This window comes from Mesorhizobium sp. B1-1-8 (assembly GCF_006442795.2).
GTDB lineage: Bacteria > Pseudomonadota > Alphaproteobacteria > Rhizobiales > Rhizobiaceae > Mesorhizobium.
In genome coordinates this window covers 3,088,668-3,113,181 of record NZ_CP083956.1, presented here as the reverse complement: position 1 = coordinate 3,113,181, position 24,514 = coordinate 3,088,668, and the positions used below count along the sequence as shown (strand labels likewise).

Below are 24,514 nucleotides of genomic sequence, written 5' to 3'. Positions count from 1 at the left end.
GATGCTAACCTATTGATTACCGGCATGGTTCGGCAGACCGAGATCCGTGTCGCACCTGAAACGACGGGACGTTTGGCGTCTGTCGAGGTCATGCTGGGTCAAAACGTTCACCTTGGTGATCTGCTCGCAGTGCTCGACAATCCGGAGCTGACCGCGTCGCTTGGCGAAGCAAAAGCCGCCGCTGAAAGTGCCAGTGCAGAGAGGGATCGGGTCTATTCGGGTGTGCGAAAAGAAAAGGTGGCGATTGCTTCGCAGGGCGTGCGAACCGCCGAAGCCAATCTCCTGCTTGCACAGCAACAGTTTGACCGCGTCGCGGCGCTGGCCGGCAAGGACTTTGCCAGCAAGCAGAACCTCGACGACAGCACGGGCTCACTCGCCAAGGCGAAGGCGGATCTCGACGTAAAGAGAGCTCAGGTCGCGGAAGCAAGTGCTGGTCCGACTGCAGAAGAGCGTGTGCTCGCTGACGCGAGGGTGGCGCTGGCCAAAGCAACGGTTGCGGATCTGCTGGCGCAGCTGGACAAAATGAAATTGGTGGCCCCTGCCGACGGAACTATAGGAATTCGCGTTGCCGAACCTGGTGAGATCGTCGGCCCCGGCCGGCCCGTTATGACGTTGGAGGTCACAGGTCAAAATTGGTTTGCGTTCACAATGCGCGAAGACGACCTGCGCGACATCGCAGTGGGGAAAGTGGTAGGATTGACGACGTACAACGGGGGCAAAATCGAAGCTCGCGTAACCGAGCTGCGCCCGCTGGGGGAGTTCGCCACTTGGCGCGCGGCGCGGGCCGTTGGCGATCATGATCTCAATTCCTTCCGTGTTCGGCTTGATCCGATCGGCGGTCTCGAAGGCCTAGAACCTGGGATGACGGTCTGGCTCCCCAACCCTCGATAGCACCAAGGGTCCGGGCAGTCCCATTGCCCGCCCCGAGAGGACGTTGCAAGCAGGTGACGCACATGTTTGACGACACTGCTGTCTTCCGCATTATCGCGGATCCTCTCGTGCAGACCAGTGTTCTCGCCATGATTGGAGCTTCGGCTACGCACCTCCTGCTACGCCGCCATCCAACTCTGCGCCTTTTAGGGCAACTGGCACTCTTTTTTGCGCTGACGGTACTGCTGCTCTCTCACGGGATTTTGCCCTACAGACCGGAGCAGCCAAACGCTTCCGAGTTGCAGCGAGCCGTCATCGATATGGCGAAGATCATATGGTGGGCGAATGCGGCATGGTCGTTGACTATAATTGTCCGCGTCTTTTTGATCTTCGAGCGGCAGCCCCGCGAGGGCCGACTGGTCCAGGATTTGATCATTGCCATCATCTACGTGGGTGCTATCCTTTCGGTTATCGCCTACGTATTCGGGGCTCCAGTGGGGACATTGATAGCTACCTCCGGAGCGGTCGCTATCATCCTTGGCCTTGCCCTCCAAAGCACGTTGAGCGACGTCTTTTCTGGCATCGCACTCAATTTAGCCAAGCCTTACAGCATTGGCGATTGGCTGGTCCTGAGCGCTGGCATCGAGGGCAAGGTAATCGAGACGAATTGGCGGGCCACCCATCTTCTGACAGGTGGCAACGACCTTGTCATTGTGCCCAACAGTGATCTTGCCAAGGCAAGGCTGACCAATCTCAGCAGCCCGGACCGGAGCCACGGTGTGACGCTGACGGTCTGCTTCCGAGCAAGTACCGCCCCCTCCGGAATGGTCGCTGTCATGCGCTCGGTGCTCTTGAGCAGCAACCTGATACTGTCACAACCGGAGCCGAGCGTGCAAATCTTGTCTCTTGATGGGGGCGCCGTGGAATTGGCGCTCGTTTTCAGGGTCGCGGACGTGGCCATCGCCAGCAACGCAAAGAGTGAGATACTTGATCTGATCTATCGGCACGCAAGGGCGGCCGGGCTCTCATTTGCAACGCCCGGAGATCCTGCGGGTTCGGCATCTCAGCGGTCAGAAGCGGACGAGACGCCTTTCGGCTTTCACACCACACCACATCGGCTCTTGGACTCAATACCACTCTTCGCCTCGTTAACTGACGACGAAAAAGAGGCACTCGCTGCAACGATGGCGCGTCGAACTTTTCGCAAAGATGAGATCATGGCTGAGCAAGGTGCCGTGCTCAAGTCGTTGATGATTGTACGGAGCGGCGTCGCGTCGATAGTTCGGCGTGATGGGGCGCATGGCACGGAACTGGAGAGGCTAGCTCCAGGAGACTTTTTCGGCGAAGGCGGACTTCTAACAGGCGCCGGCGAAACGGGGACAATCCAAGCTTTGACCTTTGTTGTCGTCTACGAAATCACTCAGGACGGATTGGCACCGTTGATGCGCGACCGCCCTGCAATTGCCGACGAGTTAGCGTCGCTTCTCTCGAAGCGAAATGCATCGGAGTCGCTTAGGCTTGGACAAGGCCACGGAGCAGTTGCGGCAACGACTATACGGCCCTTGCGGACGCGCATCAGACATCTGTTCAATCTCTAGTTCCGTTCGACATCGAAAGCTCTGGACTGAAATCCAGCCTATAACCGAGCACATCGCACGCACCATTTCCGCAATCGGATTAAAGTCTCCGCATCCTTATACAAGCACGGATTTAACAATCCCGTTTATTAAGCGCGAGCACTCAAAAGCAGCGTCCAAGCGTCTTCATTGAGCCCGCCTGGGTGAGGCCTTCTACCTCCCTTCCGACCACCGAGGCTCGTTCCATGAACAAACTAAAGCAGCGAGGAATAGGCCGCAGACAGCTTCTGCTGTCGACCACGGCGGTCGTCGTGTTCGCAGCGGCCGACAAGGCCGGAGGGGCCATTATCAAGGGCGCGCCGCCCTGGGCACCCTTTGACTACAGCTCACCCCAAACACTCGAACCCAGCGGTTGGTATTTCTTTACTGCACAGGAAGCCGCGCTGGTCGAAGCGATTGTCGAGCGATTGATCCCAGCCGACGAACTCAGCGTCAGCGGCAAGGATGCTGGATGTGCTGAATTCATCGACCGGCAGCTGGCAGGCTTCTACGGCACGTTCGAGCGCCTCTATATGCAGGGTCCCTTCCAGGCTGGAGCCGCGGAACAAGGCGATCAGTCGCCCCTCGTTCCGCAGCAACGCTACCGGATCGGCCTCGCCGCGCTGGACACCTATTGTCGGGACAGGCTCAAGCAGTCATTCGCCGACATTGCAGGCGAACAGCGCGACAAAGTTCTGACCGGGCTCCAAACCGGCGACATCGCGCTGAAGGGCATCGACGCAAAGCAATTTTTTGCGATCGTTCTGACCAACACGATGGAAGGATTTTTTGCCGATCCGATTTACGGTGGCAACCGGGACATGGTGTCGTGGAAGATGCTCGGCTTTCCCGGAGCGCATTACGACTATCGCGACTATGTGGAGTTGCACAACCAGAAGATCGACCTGCCGCCGTTGAGCATTGCAGGCCGCCCCGATTGGAGCACAAAGGGTTGATCGATGGCAACGAAACTTCCTTCAACCGACGTGGTTATCGTTGGCCTTGGCTGGGCCGGGTCGATCATCGCCAACGAACTGACCGACGAAGGGCTTAACGTAGTTGCCCTGGAACGAGGCCCATGGCGCGACACAGCGACAGATTTCAACCTCGCTTCTGCGCCCGACGAATTGCGGTACGTGCAGCGCCAGGAATTGATGCTGCGCACCGCGCAGAATGCCATCACAGCTCGCAACAATCCGTCTCAGACGGCGCTGCCGATGCGCAGTTGGGGATCCTTTCACCCAGGAAATGGAGCAGGCGGCGCCGGCAATCATTGGGCCGGCATCACCTTCCGCTTCCAGCCAGAAGAATTCCGGCTGCGCAGCCATCTGGCGGAGAAATATGGCGCTGCCGCGATTCCACAGGACCTTGTGCTGCAGGATTGGGGCACCGATTGGACAGAGATGGAGCCCTTCTACGACGCCTTCGATAAGATCACCGGTCTTTCCGGAAAGGCGGGCAATCTTATGGGCAAAATCCAGGAAGGCGGAAATCCCTTCGAAGGGCCTCGTTCAAATGAATATCCGACCAGGCCGATGCGGCAGCCTTATGGGCCAACACTATTCGCCGATGCTGCCCGCAAAATGGGTTACAAACCGTTTCCGGTTCCTTCGGCGCTAATTTCGGAGCCCTACACAAATTCGCTGGGCGTCACCATGGGCCCCTGCACTTTTTGCGGTTTCTGCACAAACTATGGCTGCGCCAATTATTCAAAGGCGAGCGCGATCACGACCATACTGCCGGTGCTGGTGCGCAAATCCAACTTCACCGCGAGAACAAATTCCGAGGTGCTGCGGATAACCAAGGATGCCAGCGGCAAACGCGCGACTGGCGTGGTTTTCGTCGACACATCGGGACAGGAGTGGGAGCAGCCGGCAGAGCTCGTCGTCGTCACCGCATTCACCTTCGAGAACGTTCGTCTCATGCTTTTGTCGGAAATCGGCGCGCCTTACGACCCGGAAACCAATGTCGGTACGACGGGTCGCAACTATGCCTATCAGACCGCCAATGGCGTCCAGTTGTTCTTCGACGACAAGAACTTCAATCCGTTTATCGGCGCCGGTGCGGTCGGCATGGCCATCGATGAATTTAACAACGATAATTTCGATCATTCGAGCCTCGGCTTTTTCGGCGGCGGCAGCATACGCGTGACACCGATCGGCGCCGCACCGATCAACAATCGGCCCGTACCGCCAGGCACGCCAAGCTGGGGATCTGAATGGAAGCGGCAGACGGTCAAGAACTACCTGAGCACGATGTCTATCGGCTGTGAGGCATCGAGCTACACCACACGTACCAACTATCTTTCGCTAGACCCTACCTACAAAGACCGCTTCGGCCGGCCGCTGCTGCGGCTGACCTTCGACTTCCCCCAAAACGATCTGAAAATGGCGCAGTACTGCACCGACAAGGTGGCTGAGATCGCGCAAGCCATGGCTCCGCGCCAGATCGTCAAAAATCGGACAAAGGGTCATTGGAACACCGTGCCTTATCAGTCATCGCACGTTGTCGGCGGCTTCGTGATGGGAGCCGATCCGAAAACGAGTTCCGTGAACAAATATCTGCAAAGTTGGGACGTGACCAATGTCTTCGTCGTCGGCGCGTCGGCCTTCCCGCAAAACCCAGGCTACAACCCTACAGGCACCGTTGGCGCGCTTTCGTTCAAGGCCGCCAATGCCATCCGCACCCTGTATCTAAAAGCGCCGGGCGCATTGGTGCAGGTATGAAGACCCTTGTTGTGTCGGTCGTAGCCGCTGCCGGTCTCGTTTCGACCGCGCATGCGCAATCCTCTAGCGACGCTTCTTTCGAGAAGGTCGAACGCGGTCGATATCTTGCGGTGCTCGGAGATTGCGCTGCCTGCCACACCACGGCGGGAGGCAAGCCATTGGCGGGCGGCGTTGTCCTGCGGACACCTTTCGGCAACCTCGTCGGCGCCAACATCACCCCTGATACGGATACCGGCATCGGCAAGTGGACGCTGGACGACTTTCAACGTGTAATGTCGGAGGGCCTCGGCCGTGGCGGATTCCACCTCTATGGCGCAATGCCCTATCCTGCCTACACAAAGGTATCGAAAGAAGACAACGCTGCGCTGTGGGCTTACGTGCAAACAGTCGAGCCCGTGAAGAGTCCGGTTGAGCCCAACCAGCTCCCCTTCCCCTTCAACGTGCGCCTGAGCCTTATCGGCTGGAATCTGCTCAACTTTACTCGAGGCGAGTTCCGACCGGATCCGGCAAGATCGGCGGAATGGAACCGCGGCGCCTACCTCGTTCAGGGCCTTGGGCATTGCGGCAGCTGCCATACCCCCAAGAGCCTGACAGGCGGCGACAAGAACTCTGAATTCCTCCAAGGCGGAACACTGGACAATTGGTATGCGCCCGACATCACCGCGGACACCCACAAAGGTATCGGTTCCTGGTCATCCGAGGACATCGTGCAGTATTTGAAGACCGGCACAAACCATTTCGATATTGCGTCAGGGCCGATGGCTGAGATGGTCGAGAAATCGTCGCAGCATTGGACTGATCCCGATCTTAGGGCCGTCGCCGTCTATCTGCGTTCAGTTGAGGGAAACGGCATCGCCGTGCCCTTGCCGGTCGATGCGCACGATAAGCGCATGGTCGCTGGTCGAGCCATCTACGCCGATCGCTGTGCCGCCTGCCACGTCGGCTCGGGAGAAGGCGTTGCCAAGCTATTCCCAAAACTGGCGGGCGCGCCGCTCGCCAACAACGATGACGCGACATCATTGATCCGGGTTGTGCTTGCTGGGAATGTGGCAGGTGCGACCAACGCCATGCCGACGGCTCCGGCAATGCCGTCCTTTGCATGGAATCTGAGCGACGAAGAGATAGCAAGTGTATTGACCTACGTCCGCAACAGCTGGGGCAACGCCGCACCGCCTGTTGACGCACCCAACGTCGCTGCCTTGCGGAAGGCATTGCAAGAATGAACTGCTGTCCCGGCGTTCAAGTCGGCGCGGCACATCGCTGAACGGCTAGCCGCAAGGAATGTGCCACCGGGGTCGCTGCGCACCGCGCTGTCGGAACGGCATATGTTATCGCGTAGCTGCTCGCAATACCGGACTTCTGCACGCCATCCTGCTCTCGAGCGTCTTTTGCTAGGCGCCCGTGCCTGTGGCGCGCCAGACACAGCACCTTCGTGGCGGCCCTTTCAGCTATGCTCAAGCTGGTTCTTGATGCCATCCGGCCGGCGCGTACGAATCCTAGAGTTTCGTCGAGGAACTCAGCCTGCCTTCAGCTATCTTCGCCCGGCTCCCATGAATCGGCCGTTGCTCACCATTGCGTAGCTTGTCGCGACAACATCCTGGCCTTTGCGATCAATCCGTCTCGGCACCCAGAACCGATAATCGTGCGCGAAACATCAAAAGTTCCGAAGCTTCCTACAAGCCTAAAACCAACGGGTTGTGATCAAATGCTTCTTTCGAAGCAGCATCCAGAAGTTCTCGATGGGAAAGAAGAAGCCGTGGCCAACGATCTCGGCGTAACATCCAGGAAGCACGTCTCGGATGCCAAAATCGCCTTTCCGACAGCGCATGATCCACGGTTCTTGCTCGCCTCCATAGTTCATGATTTCAACGGTCTGCTGACACCAATTTTGGCAGCGCTTGAAGAGATGCAGTCTCGAAGCACTGGAACGTCACGACAGCTGAGAAAGATCGATGGTGCGATTTATTGTGCCTTTCAGGCCAGGACATTGGCTAGGCAGATGATCGAGCTCGCTATCCCGCGGGTCGTCAAGCTTGGGGCGGCTGACATAAGGCGATTTCTCGAACGGATCGAGTCGCCGCACCTGATGTCGAACGACGTTCGTCTTCAACTCGATATAGAACGTAGTCTCCCAAAGGCTCTCGTCGACAAACGGCCGATGGAGTGGGCGTTGCTCAATCTCATTTTGAATGCTCGCGAAGCAATGCCAAAGGGAGGACACGTCGCGATCGTTGCTGCAAAAGACGATCCGTCCAGCAGTGGTCCCGGGAACGACGATCCGATGATCCGTGTAACAATATCGGACTGCAGCCTCGGAACGGACGAGGCGAAATTGAGGGCGGAAGGAGATACTTCCACCAAGAACAATGGAACGGAAATTGCCCTGGTGACTGTCAGGGAGCTTGTGGAACGTCATGGTGGCAGGCTGTCGATCGTTAGCGCGTCTCATCGTGGCACCACAATCGATTTGTGGTTGCCTGTGAAGTGATCACTCAGCCGGCGGGTTCTAGGGAGGCGCACAGTGAAGCCCGTTCTGTCACCGCTGCGGATTGCAGTGCATGGCCGGCAGCCCGGCCGGCTGCACTAGCCCTTTGCTAGTCATGAGGTGATGAGCGATGTTGGATTTGACCGACCCCCCCGAAACCGCCGCCGAAGGCGATAGTTCGCGCACCCGGCGGCCTAGAGTCGTAATAATAGGTGCTGGCTTTGCCGGAGTTGCGGCGGTGCGGGCCCTCAGAAAGTCCGATGTGGAACTGGTTCTGATAGACCGCCGCAATCACCATATCTTCCAACCTTTGCTCTATCAGGTCGCGACCGCGGTACTCGCACCATCCGAGATCGCGGCGCCGATCCGGCAGTTGGAGTCCCAGCAAGCCAATTTGAACGTGATGCTCGCAGAGATCGTCGGCATTGATTTGCACCATCGAACAGTGGATGCTCTCTATCCTGAACTCGGTATAAACAAGGTGCGGTTCGATTTCCTCGTGGTCGCCACTGGCACCCATCCGAGCTATTTCGGCCATGACGAATTCGCGGCCTTCGCACCCGGGCTCAAAAATCTGCGCGACGCCGAGACGATTCGAACGAAGATCCTGAGCGCATTCGAACTGGCGGAGGCTACCGATGATGAGAACGAGCGCGCGCGCCAAATGAATTTTGTTCTTGTAGGAGCCGGGCCTACGGGGGTCGAACTCGCGGCGTCCATTGCGCATATGGTGAAGGTCACCTTGCGCCGGAATTTTCGACGGATTGACCCTGCTACCAGCACGATCACCTTAATTGAAGGGGGTGATCGGGTGCTGTCGAGCTTTCCCCCCTCGTTGTCGGGAATGGCAGCCGCACGCTTGGCAAAACTTGGCGTAAATGTAATGACCGGAGCCAAGGTCGACCGTGTTGATGCACAAGGGGTGATAACAGGCGGCGATCGAATCCCGAGCGCGACTGTATTGTGGACAGCAGGCGTGACTGCGTCGCCGGTTGTTGGCCTGCTCGGCGTCAAGACAGACCGGGCCGGAAGAGCGTTGGTCGAACCTTTCCTTAATTTGCCTGGTGAACCAAACGTATTCGTGGCCGGCGATGCGGCATCTATAAAACAGGACGAGCACCCCGTACCCGGGGTCGCACAAGCAGCAATCCAGCAAGGGCGCTATATCGGGCGCCTCATTTCCGATCGGATCAACGGCCGCGAGCCGACCCGGGGCTTTCGCTATCGAGACAAAGGCAACATGGCGGTGGTCGGCAAGAACTTTGCCGTTCTTGACGCCGGTCGGGTGAAGACCGGTGGTTTTCTGACGTGGTTTGTCTGGGTCTTCATTCACTTGATGGCTCTGCCTCAGTTGCAGAACCGTTGGAGGGTTCAATCGCAATGGCTGTGGTCGTATCTAACCGGCCAGCGCAGTTCGCGGCTGATCCCTGAAACACCGCGGCCAAATAGTGCTTCAGTAACGGCTGAGCAGCCCCCTGCCCCATGAAAGCCTAGGGAAACTGCGCCTCGTCTCAGTTGCGCTAGGCGCTCATTTATATCGCGGAGGTGTGCTGGCCGCCACCGCGTCACGTGTTAGGCCCTTGGGGCGAGGTTTGCTTGACGCGTTCACTCCCTTTGAGCCGCAAATTCATTCCTTAGAGGGCGCTACCCCTTTGCGCTGTGAACAAGTCCCTCGATTACACCGGTAGCAGAGGGCCGGCTTTGTAAAACCGCATGGCTGACTTCTCGGATTCCCGGCCCTATGCGTCCTGAGACGATATCCATCTCATCAGGCGGGTTGCTCGGTTCGGCCTGCGTGGTCTTGTATGAAGCGATCTTCATGTGCCGAACGGAAGAAGATTTCCGCACAACAAGTTTACCAATGAGCGGGCCAGGGTCGCCTGCGAATTTATTGGAGAATTGTTGAAACGATGGTTCAGCGCTCGAAGTTTCGCGTTCGATATCGGCACAGGCGTCCTACCCGCCGCAGAGTTCTCCAAGAAGAAAGCCCCCGCTGAAGCCATATTCCTGCTCAGACACCATCCCGAGCTATCGGGCCAACGAGCAGGAGGCCGCCGATGTCCACCCCAGTCAAGAACGGCAAGGCTGCGAAGCCTTTGCCGGCGCCGAATAGCGACTTCTACCAGCTTGTCGATGTGCTGACCCCCGTCGAATTGGCCCTCGTCAAGAAGGTGCGGAGCTACATGGAGGCGAGGGTCCAGCCAATTATCAACAAATACTGGTCGGAGGACGCATTTCCCTTCGAACTGCTGCCCTCGTTCAAGGAGTTGGGTTTGGGGGGGCTTGGATATGAGGGCTATGGCTGCGCCGGCGGCAGCCAGAAACTGTTCGGCTTCGTCGCGATGGAACTGGCACGCGTCGATGCTTCGTTTGGCACCTTCTTCGGCGTCCACAGCGGCCTGGCAATGGGCTCGATTTATCTCGATGGATCTGAAGAGCAGAAGCAAAAATGGCTACCGCCAATGGCGCGCTGGGAAAAGATCGGCTGCTTCGGCCTTACCGAACCACTCGTCGGTTCTGGAACGAGCGGAGGGATGACCACGACCGCCGCGCGCGAGGGCGACACCTGGGTGCTCAACGGCGAAAAGCGCTGGATTGGCAATGCGACATGGTGCGACGTTTCAATTATCTGGGCCCGCGACCTTGCCGATAATCAGGTGAAGGGTTTCATCGTCGAGAACAAGACAACGCCCGGATTCAGCGTGGAGAAGATCGAGCACAAAATTGCGCTCAAGGTGGTCCAGAACGGCGTCATAACCCTGAAGGATGTTCGACTTCCGGAGGCAAACCGGCTGCAGGGCGGCAACTCGTTCCGCGATACGGCTCGGGTGCTACGGATGACGCGGTACATGGTTGGCTGGGCCTCGACAGGTATCCAAATGGGAGCCTTCGAGGCAACGCTGAAATACGCGCAGGAGCGGCTGCAATTCGGCAAGCCGATCGCTTCGTTCCAGATGGTGCAGGATCTCCTCGCCAAAATGCTCGCCAATGTCACTGCATGCCAGTGCCTGATGGTCCGACTGGCGCAGATGGATGATGAAGGGAAGCTTGCCGATCATCACGCGTCGTTAGCCAAAGCCTTCTGCACAGCGAAATCCCGCGAGACGGTTTCATGGGGCCGTGAGCTTCTGGGCGGCAACGGCATTGTAGTTGACTACAATGTCGCGCGGTTCTTCTGCGATGCTGAAGCTCTCTACTCATACGAAGGCACCTATCAAATGCAGAATTTGATTGTCGGGAAAGCCATTACCGGCCTGGGCGCATTCGTGTGAGCAACGGCGAGCCGGGGTGTCCCCACTTCTAGCTCGCCCCTCGCAATGGGAGATCATTATGGCTGCGGAAACTACAGTCTTTAACCTGGCGAACGTCCTTTATCGCAAAGACCGGGGTATTGGATATGTGATGGTAAATCGTCCGAGCGTCCTGAATGCGTTGAACACGCCAACGTGGATGGAGTTGGACAAAGTATTCCAGGATGCTCGGGACGACGCGGATGTCCGCGGTGTCATTTTGACCGGTGCCGGCGACAAGGCTTTCATCGCAGGCGCAGACATCAGAGAGCTTGCGCAAGTCACAGCTGTTGAGGCCGAACGGTCAAGTCGCGTTGGTCAGAAAGTGCTCGATCTCGTCGAGAATCTTGGCAAGCCGGTGATTGCTGCGGTGAACGGTTTCGCGCTCGGCGGCGGCTGTGAGACAGCAATGGCCTGCACTATCCGAATCGCCGTGGAAGCAGCGAAATTCGGACAGCCTGAAGTCACGCTCGGTCTCGTTCCCGGAGGAGGCGGTACACAGCGACTGCCCAGGCTGGTCGGTAAAGGCCGAGCACTTCAACTCATTCTATCCGGCGAGATGATCACCGCTCAGGAAGCCTATCGGATCGGGCTCGTCAACGAAATCGTCCCGGCCGCGGCCTTGATCACGCGCGCCGAGGCAATTGTGCAAAAAATCGCCTCCAACGCCCCCATCGCTGTGAGGCTCGCACTCGAGGCGGCAAACAAAGGGATGGAGTCCGGTCAAAGCCAAGGCATGCTGCTCGAGGCCTCCTATTTTGGCCTCTGTGCCGCAACCGAGGACAAGAAAGAAGGTACTGCGGCCTTCATCGAGAAGCGTCCCCCCCAGTTCCGTGGACGCTGAGCCCACCGGATCACCCGTTCTGACGAGGAAGCGATGATGAACGACAACATTTTCTCCGGACTGAAGGTAGTTGATTTGGCAAGTTTTATTGCCGGTCCGGGCGCAGCAGTGATCCTGTCCGACTTCGGAGCTGACGTGGTCAAGGTCGAACCACCGACCGGCGATACCTGGCGGATCGGGTTCAAGATTCCGCCGCAGCCCCGCTCCAAGGACAATTATCCATGGCACCTCAACAATCGAAATAAGCGCGGATTAGCCCTTGATTTGAAATCGCCCGCGGCGAGTGCAGTTCTGCGGCGGCTAGTCGAGTGGGCCGACGTTCTCATCGTCAACACCCCACATCCGGCGCGCGAAAAACTCAAGCTCGGCTATGAGAACGTTGCGCAGTGGAATTCACGACTGATTTACGCCGACGTGACCGGCTACGGCGACCACGGGCCTGACGCGCGGCTTCCGGGATTCGACATCACTGCATACTGGGCACGGAGCGGACTCCTGTCATTGACGCGGGATGCGGGCGCCCCACCGACACTGCCGGTTTCAGGCAGCGGCGACCACGCGACTGCCGTTAGCCTTTATTCGGCAATAGTAACCGCGCTCTATCGGCGCGAACGCACCGGCGCGGGTTCGTATGTCACGACGTCGCTGCTTGCTGCCGGGGTCTGGGCTGCCGCAGTGTCGGCCCAGGCTGCGCTTGCCGATGCCACGTTCTTCCCGTTGCACGATCGGACCAACCCGCCGAACGCTACGTTCAATCTCTATCAGGCGTCTGACAATGTCTGGTTTGTGATCGTGTTGACGCCCGACAAATGGTCGGCGCTGGTTGATGCGATCAGCCGTCCGGATCTCCTGACGGATGAGCGGTTTGCCGACCCTGGCAAGCAGGCAGCAAATTCGACGCAGCTCACCTCGATCCTGGATCAGACATTTGCCTCGCGCCCTATGGTGCATTGGAGCGAAGTCTTCGAGAAGGCACATCTTACTTTTGGTGTGGTACTTTCGCCCAGCGAGGTCATCAAGGACCCTCAGCTTAGGGCAAACGACATTGTCGTTCCGCTCGATGGCGCCGGCGGGAACCTCACTTTCACGATCAGCAGCCCACTCCAAGTGCATGACGTGGCCAAGATTCCGGCCAGGCGTGCACCTGAACTCGGCGAGCATAGCGTGGAGATTCTGACCCAGCTGGGCTTCAGCGCCAACGAGATTGAAGAACTGCAGGCCAGCAAGACCGTTCCGAAATCACAAGAGCGCGCCGCATAGAGCGAGGTGCCACAGCGCCCCGTTCTTAGGGAGCGATGGCATGCGAACGGGAGAAGGTAAAGACGATGGCCGAGATAGTTACGGAATTTTCCGAGGGTATACTTCGCCTCGAATTGAATCGCCCAGAAAAGCGCAACGCGATGACATCGAGCATGTACACGAGGCTTGCGGCGGTTTTTAATGGCGCTGCCACGGATGAAAACGTTCATGTCGTGCTGTGGCATGGCGCAGGCAATTCTTTTAGCGCTGGTAATGACGTGAAGGATTTCCTGAATAATCCTCCGGGCGCGGAAGAATCCCCTCAAGCCCAGCTGATGAATGCCCTGGCCGATTTCGACAAACCGGTGGTTGCGGCCGTGGCAGGGGCCGCAATCGGTAGCGGAACCACCGTGCTGCTGCATTGCGATTTCGTCTACTCAGGTGAGAGCACCAGATTCCAGATGCCCTTCATCAACCTCGCCGTGGTGCCCGAGTTTGGATCGAGCTGCCTAGTTCCACTTGCCATTGGACACATTCGCGCGGCTGAACTGATCCTGTTGGGATTACCGTTTGACGCCAAACGCGCTCAGGAGTTGGGTTTGGTCACGCGGGTCGTGTCCGATCAGAACGTCCTGCAAGTGGCGACCGAAACAGCCCGAACACTGGCGGCGAAGCCGCTCAGCGCACTGCAAGCCTCCAAACGGCTTCTGAAACATCCGTTTCGCAAGCAGATCAAGGCGGCAATGCTGGCCGAAAACGAGGCATTCAGCGTGCACGTTCGTTCTGAAGAAGCGAAGGAAGCGCTTAAGGCCTTTCTGGAAAAGCGTCTACCTGAGTTCACCAAGGTCACTAAATCCGCGGCAACCGCATAGGGCCATTGCCACGGACTGAAATCTAGTGATCCCGCGAGGATGCTTCTTCGCCATAGGGCCTGAGCTGTGAAAGGAAAATCATCATGACCAATGCTGCGACGATGCCGAAACCCACATCGGGCCGCAATGACGCCACCGGTCTACTGTTCGTCCTCGAGCTGAGCGGTGACCGTATTCACTCAATGAGGCCGGACGGTACCAACCGAAAAGTCATTGTCACCGACTGTCATCTTCCCGATGGCATCGCGGTCGACGTCGAGGCCGGCCATATCTATTGGACCAACATGGGAGTGCCAAGCGTCAACGATGGTTCCATCGAGCGTGCCGACCTCGACGGGAGCAACCGCAAGCTCATCATCCCTCAGGGCATTACGCACACGCCAAAGCAGCTTCACCTGGAGAAGCAAAGCGGGAAGCTCTACTGGTGCGATCGCGAAGGCATGCGGGTCATGCGCGCAAATCTCGACGGAACGAACGTGGAGACCCTGGTCCAGACTGGCGAGGGGGACGATGACCGTCGCGACGCCACGAAGTGGTGCGTGGGTATCACCGTCGATCCCGACGGGGGGCAATTTTTCTGGACACAAAAAGGACCGGACAACTCCGGTCTCGGCCGCATCTTCCGCGCGGGCATAGACCTTCCCAAAGGAGAAGGCGCTGCCAGTCGAACGGACATCGAGGTCTGGTTCGACGACCTCCCTGAGCCGATTGACCTCGAGCTCGACCTCGAAAGCCGTGTCCTCTACTGGACCGACCGCGGCAATCCACCCCTCGGCAATTCCGTCAATCGGGCTCCAATCGATGCCCCAGCCAGAAACGGAGGCGAATCCGAGCTGGTCGTCAGCGATCTAATGGAAGGCATCGGTGTCGCACTCGATGTTCCCGGCAATCGGATGTTCGTGACGGACCTGGGCGGATCGGTCTATTCCGCACATCTCGATGGCTCAGAAAAACGTACGCTTCTGTTCGCTCAAGGCAATCTATCCGGCATCGCATTCGCTGAAATCCCCGCAAAGGAGGAATGACCATGGCTGGCAACAAGCCAATCTCTCAAGTCGCCATTATTGGTACGGGTGTCATCGGCGCGAGCTGGGCGGCACTCTTCCTGGCAAAGGGTCTCGACGTCGTGGCGACAGATATCGCTCCCAATGCCGAAGCGTCGTTGAGGCGCTTTGTCGATGCGGCCTGGCCAGCCCTCGACAGGTTAGGACTCACCGCCGGCGCCTCTCCGATGCGTCTGGGGTTTACCACAGACCTGGAGGAGGCCGTCAAGAGTGCCGATCTAATCCAAGAGAACGGACCGGAGCGGATTGACTTCAAGAAGAAGCTCTACGCTGAACTCGACGCGCTTCTGCCGTCGGATGTGATCATTGCCTCGAGTTCATCGGGTCTGACGATGAGTGAGATCCAGTCCGGCGCACCGTTTCACCCCGAACGTTGCGTCATTGCGCATCCGTTTAATCCCCCACACCTGATTCCACTTGTTGAAATCGTCGGGGGAGCTAAGACGTCCGAGGAGACGATCCGGCGCGCTTCGGAATTCTACACGGCTCTGGGCAAGCGAACGGTCCGTCTTCACAAGGAAGTGCCGGGTCATGTCGCGAACCGACTGCAGGCTGCCTTGGCCCGCGAAGTCTACCATTTGGTGGGCGAAGGCGTCGTCAGCGTCGCCGACGTCGACACTGCGCTCAGTTGGGGACCAGGACTACGGTGGGGCATCATGGGCCAAGTGCTGCTCAACCACCTTGGGGGCGGCCAAGGCGGCATGGAGCATTTCCTGCAGCAATTCACTGGACCAATGACCGCCTGGTGGAAGGTCCTAGGCTCGCCAGAACTGACGCCGGAACTCCAGCAGAAGCTAATAGAGGGCGTTCATGCGGAGGTGGGCTCGCGGTCGATCGATGACCTGGCGGCGGAGCGAGACGAGGTCTTGCTCGGGCTTCTGGAATTGCGAAGCAAGGCGGACGAGGAAACGGCGCAGTCAAAAAGCGGTCGGGTCGCCTAGGGCGCGTTTAAGCCTGGAGAGCGTGCCATCGTCGATGCCAATTCGCGGCGTGCTCGCCATCTGGCGCTGGCGCGCAACATATCCGAGGACGCCATGGCCGGAAGGCTCGCACAAGCCACCAAGTCCGCATATCAATATCCATTGCTCATCAAGCAGCTATGGCACTCGCCGCTCATGGAAGCGCCCGATCAGGAGATCGTATATCGTGACATAAGGCGCTTCACTTATCGCCAGTTGCGCGAACGCGTCGCGCGGCTGGCGTCCAGCCTCGACAGGCTCGGTGTTCGCGCCGGGGATATGGTCGGAGTTCTCGATTGGGACAGCAACCGATTTCTGGAGGCCTATTTTGCAGTTCCAATGATGGGGGCTGTCCTGCAGACGGCGAACGTCCGCCTGCCGCCGGAACAGATCGCTTATACGATCAATCATGCGGGCACGTCGGTCCTGCTCGTCAACGACGATTTCGTTTCCATCCTCGAAGGCATCAGACAGCAACTTCCTAACGTAAAGACGCTGATCGTGATGACGGATCGGGCGGCGCCCCAAACCGGCGGGCTTACATTCGACGGCGAGTATGAGAGCTTGTTGCTCGACGCTTCGCCGGACTACACCTTCCCGGACTTTGACGAGAACACTCTCGCCACTACCCTTTATACGAGCGGGACAACTGGTTCGCCGAAAGGTGTATACTTCAGCCATCGGCAGTTGGTTCTCCATTCTCTGGCCGAAATGGCTTTCCTGGGGGCCGCTGCGAGACAGGGCCGGTTCTGCCGCGACGATGTATATATGCCTATCACCCCAATGTTCCACGCGCATGCTTGGGGGTTTCCTTGGACAGCGACACTCTCTGGCGTCAAGCAGGTATACCCGGGACGCTACGATCCCGCCTTGCTCCTAAAACTCATCAAAACCGAAGGCGTGACGTTCACACACGGCGTGCCGACAATCCTCCAAATGCTGCTTGGCGCGGCCATGAATGCAAACACCGATCTGGCTGGTTTGAAGATGGTGATCGGAGGTTCCGAACTGTCGAAGGCACTTGCCAAACAGGCCCTTGCGCTTGGGGTCGACGTCTATGCGGGTTACGGGATGTCGGAGAGCGCTCCGCTGCTTTGCATGTCCCAGGTGAGATCCGCGGACCTTACCGGCGATTTCGAGAAGGAGGTCGATATCCGGATCAGTGCCGGGATGCCTGCACCGTTGGTCGATATCCGCCTGGTCGACATGGACATGAATGCACTACCTCACGACGGGAAAGCCACTGGGGAAATCGTCGTGCGTACGCCGTGGCTAACTCAGGGGTATGTCGAAAACGCTGAAGCGTCCGAGCAGTTGTGGGCTGGCGGCTATCTGCACACCGGCGATATCGGGGTTATAGAGCCGAGCGGGTACGTTCGGGTCATTGACCGGATTAAAGACGTCATAAAGACGGGCGGCGAGTGGATCTCATCGCTCCAGATCGAAGATCTCATTTGCCAGTGTAAGGGTGTGTTGGAAGCCGCTGTGATCGGCGTCAAAGACGCTAAATGGGGTGAACGACCGTTGGCACTTGTGATCAGGGATGCTGACACGGGTGCCGATCTCTCCGAGCCGCAGATAAAGGCGCACCTGAAAGCCTTCGCCGATGTCGGAGTTATTTCGAAATACGGGATACCCGACAAGGTCCTTTTCGTTGAGGAACTCGCTAAAACAAGCGTGGGCAAATTCAATAAGAAGGAACTCAGAAAAAAATACGGCAATTCCTAAGCGATTCTGCGGGCAAGGTTTGGGGTTTTTGCAGAAAGCCATTGGTACCAGCGACAGGAATTTTGCCAAGCTCCGGGTGGGGCTGATGCCTGCGGACAAATGAATTTACCGCAAAGGAATCGGCATTACCGGCGGCGAACCCCCGTGCCCTTTTGGGGGTTGCCGCACCGATTAACACTTCAGAACACTACTTAACGCGCCAAGCGAGGCTTTTCGGGCCATTCTCCTATGCATCCGACTTCGAGTAATGAGATCGAGGGTTCGCTATGGAGCAGCCATACAGCGACGCCGCAGGTCGTCTGTCTCTGGCCGAACTCGAATTTGGTTCGCTGGCAAACAGCCTTGCACTGCTCCTAGAAACGGCCCGACGCGAGTTCGACCGCGACCAGGAGGCGGCAAAGACATCGCTTGCGACAGCATCACAGATCCTTCAGTCCGAGATCGAGCGCCGCTCAGCCCCCAAAGGCTCCCACGCAGGTGGATTGACAGGTTGGCAGATTTCACGTGTCCGAGCCTTCATTAGTCTGAACTTACACCGGCCCATTCGCGCAAGCGACCTCAGTGCCGTTGCGCGGCGAAGCACCGCGCACTTCTCACGCTCGTTCAAACAAGCTTTTGGAGAGCCACCGCATGCCTACATTGTGAAGCGACGGCTCGAGGGCGCATGTCATCTGATGCTGACCAGCCCCGCATCGTTGAGCGAGATCGCGTTGAGCGTTGGGTTTTCTGACCACGCCCATTTATGCAAGCTTTTCAGGGAGGCATTTGGCCAAAGCCCATCGAAATGGCGGCGCGAGCGCGATCTATGCCGCAGCTCGGGCAAATACGCATTGGAGGATCTGCTTCCCCCAGATGGTGAGTTTCCTGAATAGCTGTCTTGCAATAGCCGCACACCCGACCAAGATTGAAGCGAATATGAGGAGCTCTCTTCGACCCTCACATTACGCCCACGATGCGAGCAGTTTGCAAATCAGGCATGTTTATCGCGGCTATTCTCTTGCATTGGCTCCGCCGGGTGCCCGCGAAATGATATGCACGTGATGCTCAGTGTGTACGGTCCAGGCTTTTTTGGTACAAATCGGGCCAAAAATTACATGAATGGGCGTCTTTCCTCGCTCGGATTGGTGCGCCTGTCCTAATGTGCCGCTGAGCCTGTCCAGATGCGAGCGACTCAAAAGGAAGGGACTAGTTTGGGTGGCTCGCGCAGCGCCGCTCGCTCGATGAATTGGCGCTACCGCAAATGAGGCCATTCGCAATGTGCAATGTCTAGTCAATGCATGGACCGCATATTCCGCCGGCGTCTGAGGTCGTCTCCATTGGTGCATTCCGGCTCTTCCCATCACAACGTCGCCTGACGAAGGATGGCGAGACGATCAAGTTAGGCAGTCGCGCCCTCGATATTCTGATTGTACTCGCCGACAGGGCTGGTGAGGTGGTCAGTCAGAAGGAAATAATCGCCAAGGTATGGCCTAACGTCTTTGTAGAGGACGTCAGCCTTCGCGTGCACATTGCCGCCCTGCGTAAAACGCTCAACTGTGACGGTACGCGTTATCTAAGGAACGCGCGGGGCCGAGGCTATAGCCTCGTCGCGCCGACCTCCCGAACCATGACCGAGGAAAGGGCGGAATTCTCAATCGAACCAGTGTATTACCTGCCCTCCCCGCTGACGGCGATGGTGGGAAGAGACGAAGATGTGAAAGAGATATGCGAGAAGCTGCTTTCAAAGAAATTTGTCACGGTCGTTGGGGCTGGGGGCGTAGGCAAGACTATCGCGGCACTGTCCGTCGCCCACCTGCTTCTAGAAGAGTTTCTTGGAGCAATTTGCTTTGTTGAACTCAGTGCGATTGGCTCACCGCAAGTCGTGGCTACAACGATCACATCAGCCTTCCGCCTGTCAATTCGATCTGAAGATCCGATTCCCGAACTCATCGCACACCTTCGCGATAAGCGCGTCCTACTTATTCTCGACAACTGCGAACACCTGATCGAGACGGCCGCGGTTATCGCAGAGCGCCTCGTCGCGGGAACACCGCATCTCCACATTCTCGCAACCAGCCGCGAGGCGTTACGAGCTGAAGGGGAACAAGTTCATCTGTTGCATCCGCTGGTCAGCCCGCCGGCGAATGGAGCGCTTACGGCAACCCAAGTACTTGCATACCCAGCTGCACGATTATTTTGTGATCGCGTTGGGACGGCGGGTTTCGGTGATGCACTCACCGATGAGGATGCGCGAATAGTCGGAGGAATGTGTCGTGAGCTCGGAGGTATCGCACTAGCTATTGAACTCGCTGCTGCCCGCGTCGCGGTCTACGGCATTCGCAATACGGCGTCGCTGCTCAGCAGTCAGGTTGCGCTGCACTGGTCTGGACGCCGAACAGCGCCGGCTCGCCAGCAAACCATCAATGCGATGCTTGACTGGAGTCACAATCTACTGTCGGAAGCCGAGCGTATGGTCTTGCGGCAACTGTCGACTTTTGCCGGCAGCTTTACTCTGGAAGCCGCAAAACGGGTGGTCCAAAGCGATCTTGGGACCGAACAGGTCGTCGCGGCAGTCGGGGGTCTGTGCGAAAAGTTCCTGGTCTCCGCATACTCTTCAGGGCCTATTGTCCGCTATCGTCTACTGGACATCACGCGTACCTATGCGGCCTCGAAGCTGCTGCTGCAGGTCGATGAAATGCACGCTTTGCAGGAGCGACATGCGATCTACTATCGAGATCTGTTGGCAGAAAACGCTAGCGGTGATCGATCCCCCCGCGCACTGGCTACGGAAATAGATAACATTCGAACGGCGCTTCATTGGTCGTTTGGCCCTAAGGGCGATCCCGACTTGGGAGTTCAGTTGGCGCGGGCATCGGCAACGACCTGGCTCGGCTTGGGACTTTTGACCGAATGCTATGACTGGATGAAGATAGCATCCGACGCGCTGAACAATACCCGCGCGTCGCAGTCGGAGCAGTTGGAAATCTATATGCCGCTCGCGATAACATTGCTGTTCATCGGGCGCGAGATAGCCGAGTTCGAACCCATTTGGAACAAAGTCTTCAGCCTCGCCGTCAGTCTTGGCGACACGAAAAGCCAGATGGAATGGAGCCGCGCATTATGGGCACGCCTGATTCGCGTGCCGCGCTATGCGGCGTCGCTTCTTGCAGCGGAGAAATGCCTCAACATAGCCCGGGGCACCGAAGCCCCCGGTGCGGTCGGCCATGCAGAATGGATGGTGGGGCAATCGAAATTATTCCTAGGACGACTTGAAGAGGCAATTGGGCATTTCGGACGATTCATCGATGCGGATACAGAGCCGTCGAAACTGATAATGTTGAAGGACACTAGTTACGACCGGAGACTGGATAGCCTAGGCTGTAGCTCATGCCTGTTATGGCTGACCGGATTCCCTGAACAAGCCCTCCGGACCAGCCGCGAAGCAGTATCTACGGCTGAGTCATTCGAATTTCCACTGCCGTTTGCGGTCGCCATGATGTGGTGCGGTTTTAGCCAGTACTTCATCGGATCGGACATCGAAAAGATCGAAGCTGATATGGTAGCACTCGTTGAACACTCCGAGTTACATGGAATCCCTCAGTGTCAAGGATTTGGGCTTTCCATCCTCGGCCTTTGCCAGACCCGTCGCGGTCGTTTCCACGAAGGGCGCAGGATTGTAGAGGAGGGCTTGCGGCTTCAGGAGGCATCGCACTACCGCGTCTTCCACCCGATCATTAGGACTGAGCTCGCTGAGGCGGCTGTTAGAGAGGGGCGAATTGCAGATGCTGAATGGTTCCTTCGACAGAACGACGGAGACGACATCAATGACCCCGAGCACTGGTGCACCGCCGAAATTCTTCGCGTCAAGGGCGTGGTAGCGGAGGCGTCCGGAGACTGGAACGCTGGGGCCGATCTCTACCAGCGCGCGGGCGCTCTTGCGCATCGTCAAGGCGCGCTCTCTTGGGAGCTTCGCTCTACGATTAGTTTCGGGAAGTCCAGCGTCATTCATCGGCGAGAGAGAGAGGCAGTGAACGCGCTTGAAGTGGTGTATGGGCGCTTCACAGAAGGCTTCGGCACACCGGACATGCTAAAGGCGAAACGCCTGCTCGACGAGCTAAGGATGACGAGCAGCAACTATATCGTTTCGAGGGCGTGAGAGCGGCCGCTGTTTGGAAAGCTGCATTGTTTGCTTCTTTGCTTCCGGTTTTTGCGTCGAACGGCCAGACGAGCTAGAGGACGCTGTACGCGCAGCGCTGCGTTATCGTGCACCCGCACTTACCGACGTGGTCACGGCGAGACAGGAATTGTTTATGCCTCCCACTGTTAATATCCAGGAAGTCAGGGGGTTCGGCACCTTTATGGCGAAGACGGTTCTGGATGGACGGCTCGGCGAGCTCATCGGCCTCGCCGTGGTCCGCGTTCGTATTAGAGCGGCTCACAACCTGCTCAGCAGCGAAGCGCCGGTTTCAACGTCAACTCAAAGAATCGCCTAAAAGCAGTAGCTGTCGAACTGCCATGACGACCAACCGCTCTTCTCCCCCTGAAGCGCTAGCTCCCGAGGCTGGTTTCATGCCGTCAGTGATCTCGGGCATTGACAGTAGGTGGCGTGGCTACCTGCCGCAGAGCGGCATGTGGCAAAGCTGAGCAACCATGAACGTGTCAATCAATGATTGCTTTGCGCCAACTCCCGGGGCTCTGACCCACGCGACGTGTAAACACACGAGAGAAGTGGCTTTGATCCGCGAAGCCGCACGCACGTGCAATCTCCAACAGCGATCCCTCCCGCTTCCGAAGCATTTCTTTCGCGGCTTCTACCCGTGCGTGAAGTAGCCATGCATGCGGAGCCAAGCCGGTGGATCTGCGGAATGCCCGAGAGAAATGGCTTTCGGACAGTCCGCATGCACTGGCAATGTCGCGCAGTGACACCGAGCCGGCGAGATCGCTGTTGATCATGTCCTTTGAAAGTCGCTCCTGCCATGCAGCGAGCCCCCCCCTAAGCGGCTTGATCAGGGTCTGCATTCCACCGTAAGTTTGCGCGGTGTGAATTGCAAAGGCGAGCATGACATGATCAATGAACAATTGGTTCACCTGTTCAGGCGCTCTAAGTGCCGGCAGCAGCGCCAAGCTAAGGTGCCTAACCGTCTCATCTAACAGGCCAACCCCAGGCTTGTACCGAAGCTCGTCAATGCGCGGCACATTGGCTTGGTCTGCCAGCGCATTGAGAGCCACTGATGGTAGATAAAACAAAAGACTATGGAACGGCTTGTCGACCATCTGCGACGGTTCCCGCCTCAGATCATGAACCGTGGTCATGCCTTCCCGCAGAGAGTATGACGAAACCTCCCGGCCCCCCTCCCAATAGGAGTTGTTGGGTAGGTCACTTAGCATAAAGGCGATCATAAAGGCGTCGATCCGCGGTAGTGGGTCAGACAATCGCCCAATCGGTCGAACCACTTGAATTTCGGTTAGACCGATTTCCGCTCGCGGCAACGACCTTGTTAGGATGGCCGGCGCCTCTTCGACTCCAATTCTCTCCCCAAGCGTCCGACCATAGACGCCTGCCGGAGGGAGCGGGGATCGAGGACCGGCCATAACGATGTCTCACAGTCACGCGGGCGCTAAACCGAGCAGCGTGGTGGCAAAGCCCTATCCAGTTTTCGAAAGCGATAGGCCGCGGACCGATGCGCGTTTCCCGAACGCCCCCATCGATAGGTACTTAACGAAGCCAACGTCTTTACCGATTTTATCATTTTTGGCCGAAGGGATCAGTTTTTTCCATTTCGGCTGCGCCGCAAGCGATTCTTTGATATCTTTGCGCCGTTTCGGTTCAGGTTACGGGGTCTCCCACATGAGCCATCCGATCGATGTCTTGCACGATTCGCCCAACAGATCGGGTGCCTTTGGGGAAAATCTCGCCAGTCATTTCCATCTACAGGAAAGCGATCAAGTCTCTGTTGAGTGGCCGGGGGGAAATCCTTTCGCCGTCACCCGCCTGCAATCCAGCACCGGCACCCCAGATCGCACGACGCGCGTTCCCAGCGAAGCTGCGCTCCTTATCTCGGTTGCAATCCTTCCGGTCCCCTTGAGGGCCTACGAGCTATGGATCGACGGAAAGGCGATTGACGTCCCCTTTATTCCGTCGCTCCGGACCATCGTAATGGACCTTCAGTCGGACCCGGTCGCCTGGGTTGGTGCCGGCTTTGATTATGTGCATTACCACGTCCCAAGAGAGGGGCTCGACGAGATAGCCAGAGATCATGGAATAGAACCCTTGGGCTCGTATAAGTTCGCAATGTGCGAGCACGATATCGTGCTCGCACAGTTGACGCGCCACGTGCTTCCCTTTGTTGAGTCGCAGGATTGGAACCTCTCTCTTGCGCTGGATCAGTTCAGCCTTGTCCTTGGTGCGCACGTGCTCCGAACCTATGGAGGCCTTCCACCTTTGAGGGTGAGAAAGGGTGGCGGGCTGGCACCTTGGCAAGCGAGGCGTGCCGCCGAACTGATTGCGGCGCGACTTAACGGGAATCTTCATTTGTCCGAATTGGCGCGCGAGTGTGGACTGTCAGTGAGTCACTTTACCCGTGCCTTCCGAAAAAGCTTCAACCGGTCACCTTATCGCTGGCTACTCGAACGTCGGATCGATCATGCGAAGGCGCTGATGATGATGAGCGCCAGCCCGATAGTGGATGTTGCGATACAATCCGGCTTTTCTGATCAAGCGTCCTTTACCCGAGCATTTGTTCGAGTTGTTGGTGATAGCCCTGCCCGGTGGAGGCGTGCTGTCACTTCGAGAGGGTGACAGGCCGACCATCGCATCCAACAAGCGTGCCCGGTGGCCAATA

The 24,514-nt window shown here is 57.7% G+C and carries 18 protein-coding genes; 17 read left to right on the top strand and 1 reads right to left on the bottom strand.

The window, feature by feature from the left end; all coding sequences use genetic code 11:
* Window positions 1-12: 12 nt before the first annotated feature.
* From FJ974_RS15110 to FJ974_RS15035, 16 genes are all read left to right on the top strand, one after another.
* Window positions 13-891: an HlyD family secretion protein gene (locus FJ974_RS15110; protein WP_181177174.1), complete on the top strand. Its 879-nt coding sequence runs from the start codon at window positions 13-15 to the stop codon at window positions 889-891.
* A gap of 62 nt (window positions 892-953) precedes the next feature.
* Window positions 954-2,468 (top strand): mechanosensitive ion channel domain-containing protein, encoded by a 1,515-nt coding sequence (locus FJ974_RS15105; RefSeq protein ID WP_140534254.1) that lies wholly within the window; start codon window positions 954-956, stop codon window positions 2,466-2,468.
* A 224-nt stretch (window positions 2,469-2,692) separates the two neighbouring features.
* A complete protein-coding gene (locus FJ974_RS15100; RefSeq protein WP_140534255.1) occupies window positions 2,693-3,442 on the top strand; it encodes a gluconate 2-dehydrogenase subunit 3 family protein in 750 nt (249 codons plus the stop codon).
* A gap of 3 nt (window positions 3,443-3,445) precedes the next feature.
* Window positions 3,446-5,212, top strand: a complete 1,767-nt coding sequence (locus tag FJ974_RS15095) for a GMC family oxidoreductase (protein WP_140534257.1) — start codon at window positions 3,446-3,448, stop codon at window positions 5,210-5,212.
* Entirely contained in the window at window positions 5,209-6,435 is a 1,227-nt protein-coding gene (locus tag FJ974_RS15090) for a c-type cytochrome (protein ID WP_140534259.1), read from the top strand. The genes FJ974_RS15095 and FJ974_RS15090 overlap by 4 nt, the downstream gene beginning before the upstream one ends.
* Before the next feature lie 482 nt (window positions 6,436-6,917).
* On the top strand, window positions 6,918-7,700 hold the full coding sequence (locus FJ974_RS15085; protein WP_181177175.1) for an ATP-binding protein: 783 nt from the start codon (window positions 6,918-6,920) through the stop codon (window positions 7,698-7,700).
* A 127-nt stretch (window positions 7,701-7,827) separates the two neighbouring features.
* Window positions 7,828-9,183, top strand: coding sequence for an NAD(P)/FAD-dependent oxidoreductase (locus FJ974_RS15080; RefSeq protein WP_140534262.1), 1,356 nt, complete (start codon window positions 7,828-7,830; stop codon window positions 9,181-9,183).
* 571 nt (window positions 9,184-9,754) lie between these two features.
* Window positions 9,755-10,969, top strand: a complete 1,215-nt coding sequence (locus FJ974_RS15075; protein WP_140534263.1) for an acyl-CoA dehydrogenase family protein — start codon at window positions 9,755-9,757, stop codon at window positions 10,967-10,969.
* A 58-nt stretch (window positions 10,970-11,027) separates the two neighbouring features.
* Window positions 11,028-11,831 (top strand): enoyl-CoA hydratase-related protein, encoded by an 804-nt coding sequence (locus tag FJ974_RS15070; RefSeq protein WP_140534265.1) that lies wholly within the window; start codon window positions 11,028-11,030, stop codon window positions 11,829-11,831.
* Window positions 11,832-11,864: 33 nt separating this feature from the next.
* Entirely contained in the window at window positions 11,865-13,091 is a 1,227-nt protein-coding gene (locus tag FJ974_RS15065; protein WP_140534266.1) for a CaiB/BaiF CoA transferase family protein, read from the top strand.
* 65 nt (window positions 13,092-13,156) lie between these two features.
* Window positions 13,157-13,942, top strand: a complete 786-nt coding sequence (locus FJ974_RS15060; protein ID WP_140534268.1) for an enoyl-CoA hydratase-related protein — start codon at window positions 13,157-13,159, stop codon at window positions 13,940-13,942.
* Between the two features lie 83 nt (window positions 13,943-14,025).
* On the top strand, window positions 14,026-14,967 hold the full coding sequence (locus FJ974_RS15055; RefSeq protein WP_140534269.1) for a 3-hydroxyacyl-CoA dehydrogenase: 942 nt from the start codon (window positions 14,026-14,028) through the stop codon (window positions 14,965-14,967).
* A 2-nt stretch (window positions 14,968-14,969) separates the two neighbouring features.
* Window positions 14,970-15,947 (top strand): 3-hydroxyacyl-CoA dehydrogenase NAD-binding domain-containing protein, encoded by a 978-nt coding sequence (locus FJ974_RS15050; protein WP_140534271.1) that lies wholly within the window; start codon window positions 14,970-14,972, stop codon window positions 15,945-15,947.
* Between the two features lie 93 nt (window positions 15,948-16,040).
* On the top strand, window positions 16,041-17,693 hold the full coding sequence (locus tag FJ974_RS15045) for a fatty acid--CoA ligase (RefSeq protein ID WP_140534273.1): 1,653 nt from the start codon (window positions 16,041-16,043) through the stop codon (window positions 17,691-17,693).
* A gap of 266 nt (window positions 17,694-17,959) precedes the next feature.
* Complete coding sequence (locus FJ974_RS15040; RefSeq protein WP_140534274.1) at window positions 17,960-18,565, top strand: helix-turn-helix domain-containing protein; 606 nt, start codon at window positions 17,960-17,962, stop codon at window positions 18,563-18,565.
* 401 nt (window positions 18,566-18,966) lie between these two features.
* Window positions 18,967-21,828 (top strand): winged helix-turn-helix domain-containing protein, encoded by a 2,862-nt coding sequence (locus tag FJ974_RS15035; protein ID WP_140534276.1) that lies wholly within the window; start codon window positions 18,967-18,969, stop codon window positions 21,826-21,828.
* Between the two features lie 503 nt (window positions 21,829-22,331).
* On the opposite strand, the gene FJ974_RS15030 is transcribed toward FJ974_RS15035, so the two are convergent.
* Entirely contained in the window at window positions 22,332-22,946 is a 615-nt protein-coding gene (locus FJ974_RS15030; protein WP_226891268.1) for a helix-turn-helix transcriptional regulator, read from the bottom strand.
* A 361-nt stretch (window positions 22,947-23,307) separates the two neighbouring features.
* Between FJ974_RS15030 and FJ974_RS15025 the strand changes: the two genes are divergently transcribed.
* Window positions 23,308-24,471, top strand: a complete 1,164-nt coding sequence (locus FJ974_RS15025; protein ID WP_181177176.1) for a helix-turn-helix domain-containing protein — start codon at window positions 23,308-23,310, stop codon at window positions 24,469-24,471.
* The last annotated feature ends 43 nt before the right edge of the window (window positions 24,472-24,514 follow it).

Bases quoted from the DNA above. Each gene is read 5' to 3' on its own strand.
- FJ974_RS15060 (WP_140534268.1), top strand. From the start codon at position 13,157: ATGGCCGAGATAGTTACGGAATTTTCCGAGGGTATACTTCGCCTCGAA.
- FJ974_RS15075 (WP_140534263.1), top strand. From the start codon at position 9,755: ATGTCCACCCCAGTCAAGAACGGCAAGGCTGCGAAGCCTTTGCCGGCG.
- FJ974_RS15105 (WP_140534254.1), top strand. From the start codon at position 954: ATGTTTGACGACACTGCTGTCTTCCGCATTATCGCGGATCCTCTCGTG.
- FJ974_RS15100 (WP_140534255.1), top strand. From the start codon at position 2,693: ATGAACAAACTAAAGCAGCGAGGAATAGGCCGCAGACAGCTTCTGCTG.
- FJ974_RS15095 (WP_140534257.1), top strand. From the start codon at position 3,446: ATGGCAACGAAACTTCCTTCAACCGACGTGGTTATCGTTGGCCTTGGC.
- FJ974_RS15085 (WP_181177175.1), top strand. From the start codon at position 6,918: ATGCTTCTTTCGAAGCAGCATCCAGAAGTTCTCGATGGGAAAGAAGAA.
- FJ974_RS15065 (WP_140534266.1), top strand. From the start codon at position 11,865: ATGATGAACGACAACATTTTCTCCGGACTGAAGGTAGTTGATTTGGCA.
- FJ974_RS15055 (WP_140534269.1), top strand. From the start codon at position 14,026: ATGACCAATGCTGCGACGATGCCGAAACCCACATCGGGCCGCAATGAC.
- FJ974_RS15045 (WP_140534273.1), top strand. From the start codon at position 16,041: ATGGCCGGAAGGCTCGCACAAGCCACCAAGTCCGCATATCAATATCCA.
- FJ974_RS15090 (WP_140534259.1), top strand. From the start codon at position 5,209: ATGAAGACCCTTGTTGTGTCGGTCGTAGCCGCTGCCGGTCTCGTTTCG.
- FJ974_RS15030 (WP_226891268.1), bottom strand. From the start codon at position 22,946: ATGGTCGACAAGCCGTTCCATAGTCTTTTGTTTTATCTACCATCAGTG.
- FJ974_RS15035 (WP_140534276.1), top strand. From the start codon at position 18,967: ATGCATGGACCGCATATTCCGCCGGCGTCTGAGGTCGTCTCCATTGGT.
- FJ974_RS15050 (WP_140534271.1), top strand. From the start codon at position 14,970: ATGGCTGGCAACAAGCCAATCTCTCAAGTCGCCATTATTGGTACGGGT.
- FJ974_RS15080 (WP_140534262.1), top strand. From the start codon at position 7,828: ATGTTGGATTTGACCGACCCCCCCGAAACCGCCGCCGAAGGCGATAGT.
- FJ974_RS15040 (WP_140534274.1), top strand. From the start codon at position 17,960: ATGGAGCAGCCATACAGCGACGCCGCAGGTCGTCTGTCTCTGGCCGAA.
- FJ974_RS15070 (WP_140534265.1), top strand. From the start codon at position 11,028: ATGGCTGCGGAAACTACAGTCTTTAACCTGGCGAACGTCCTTTATCGC.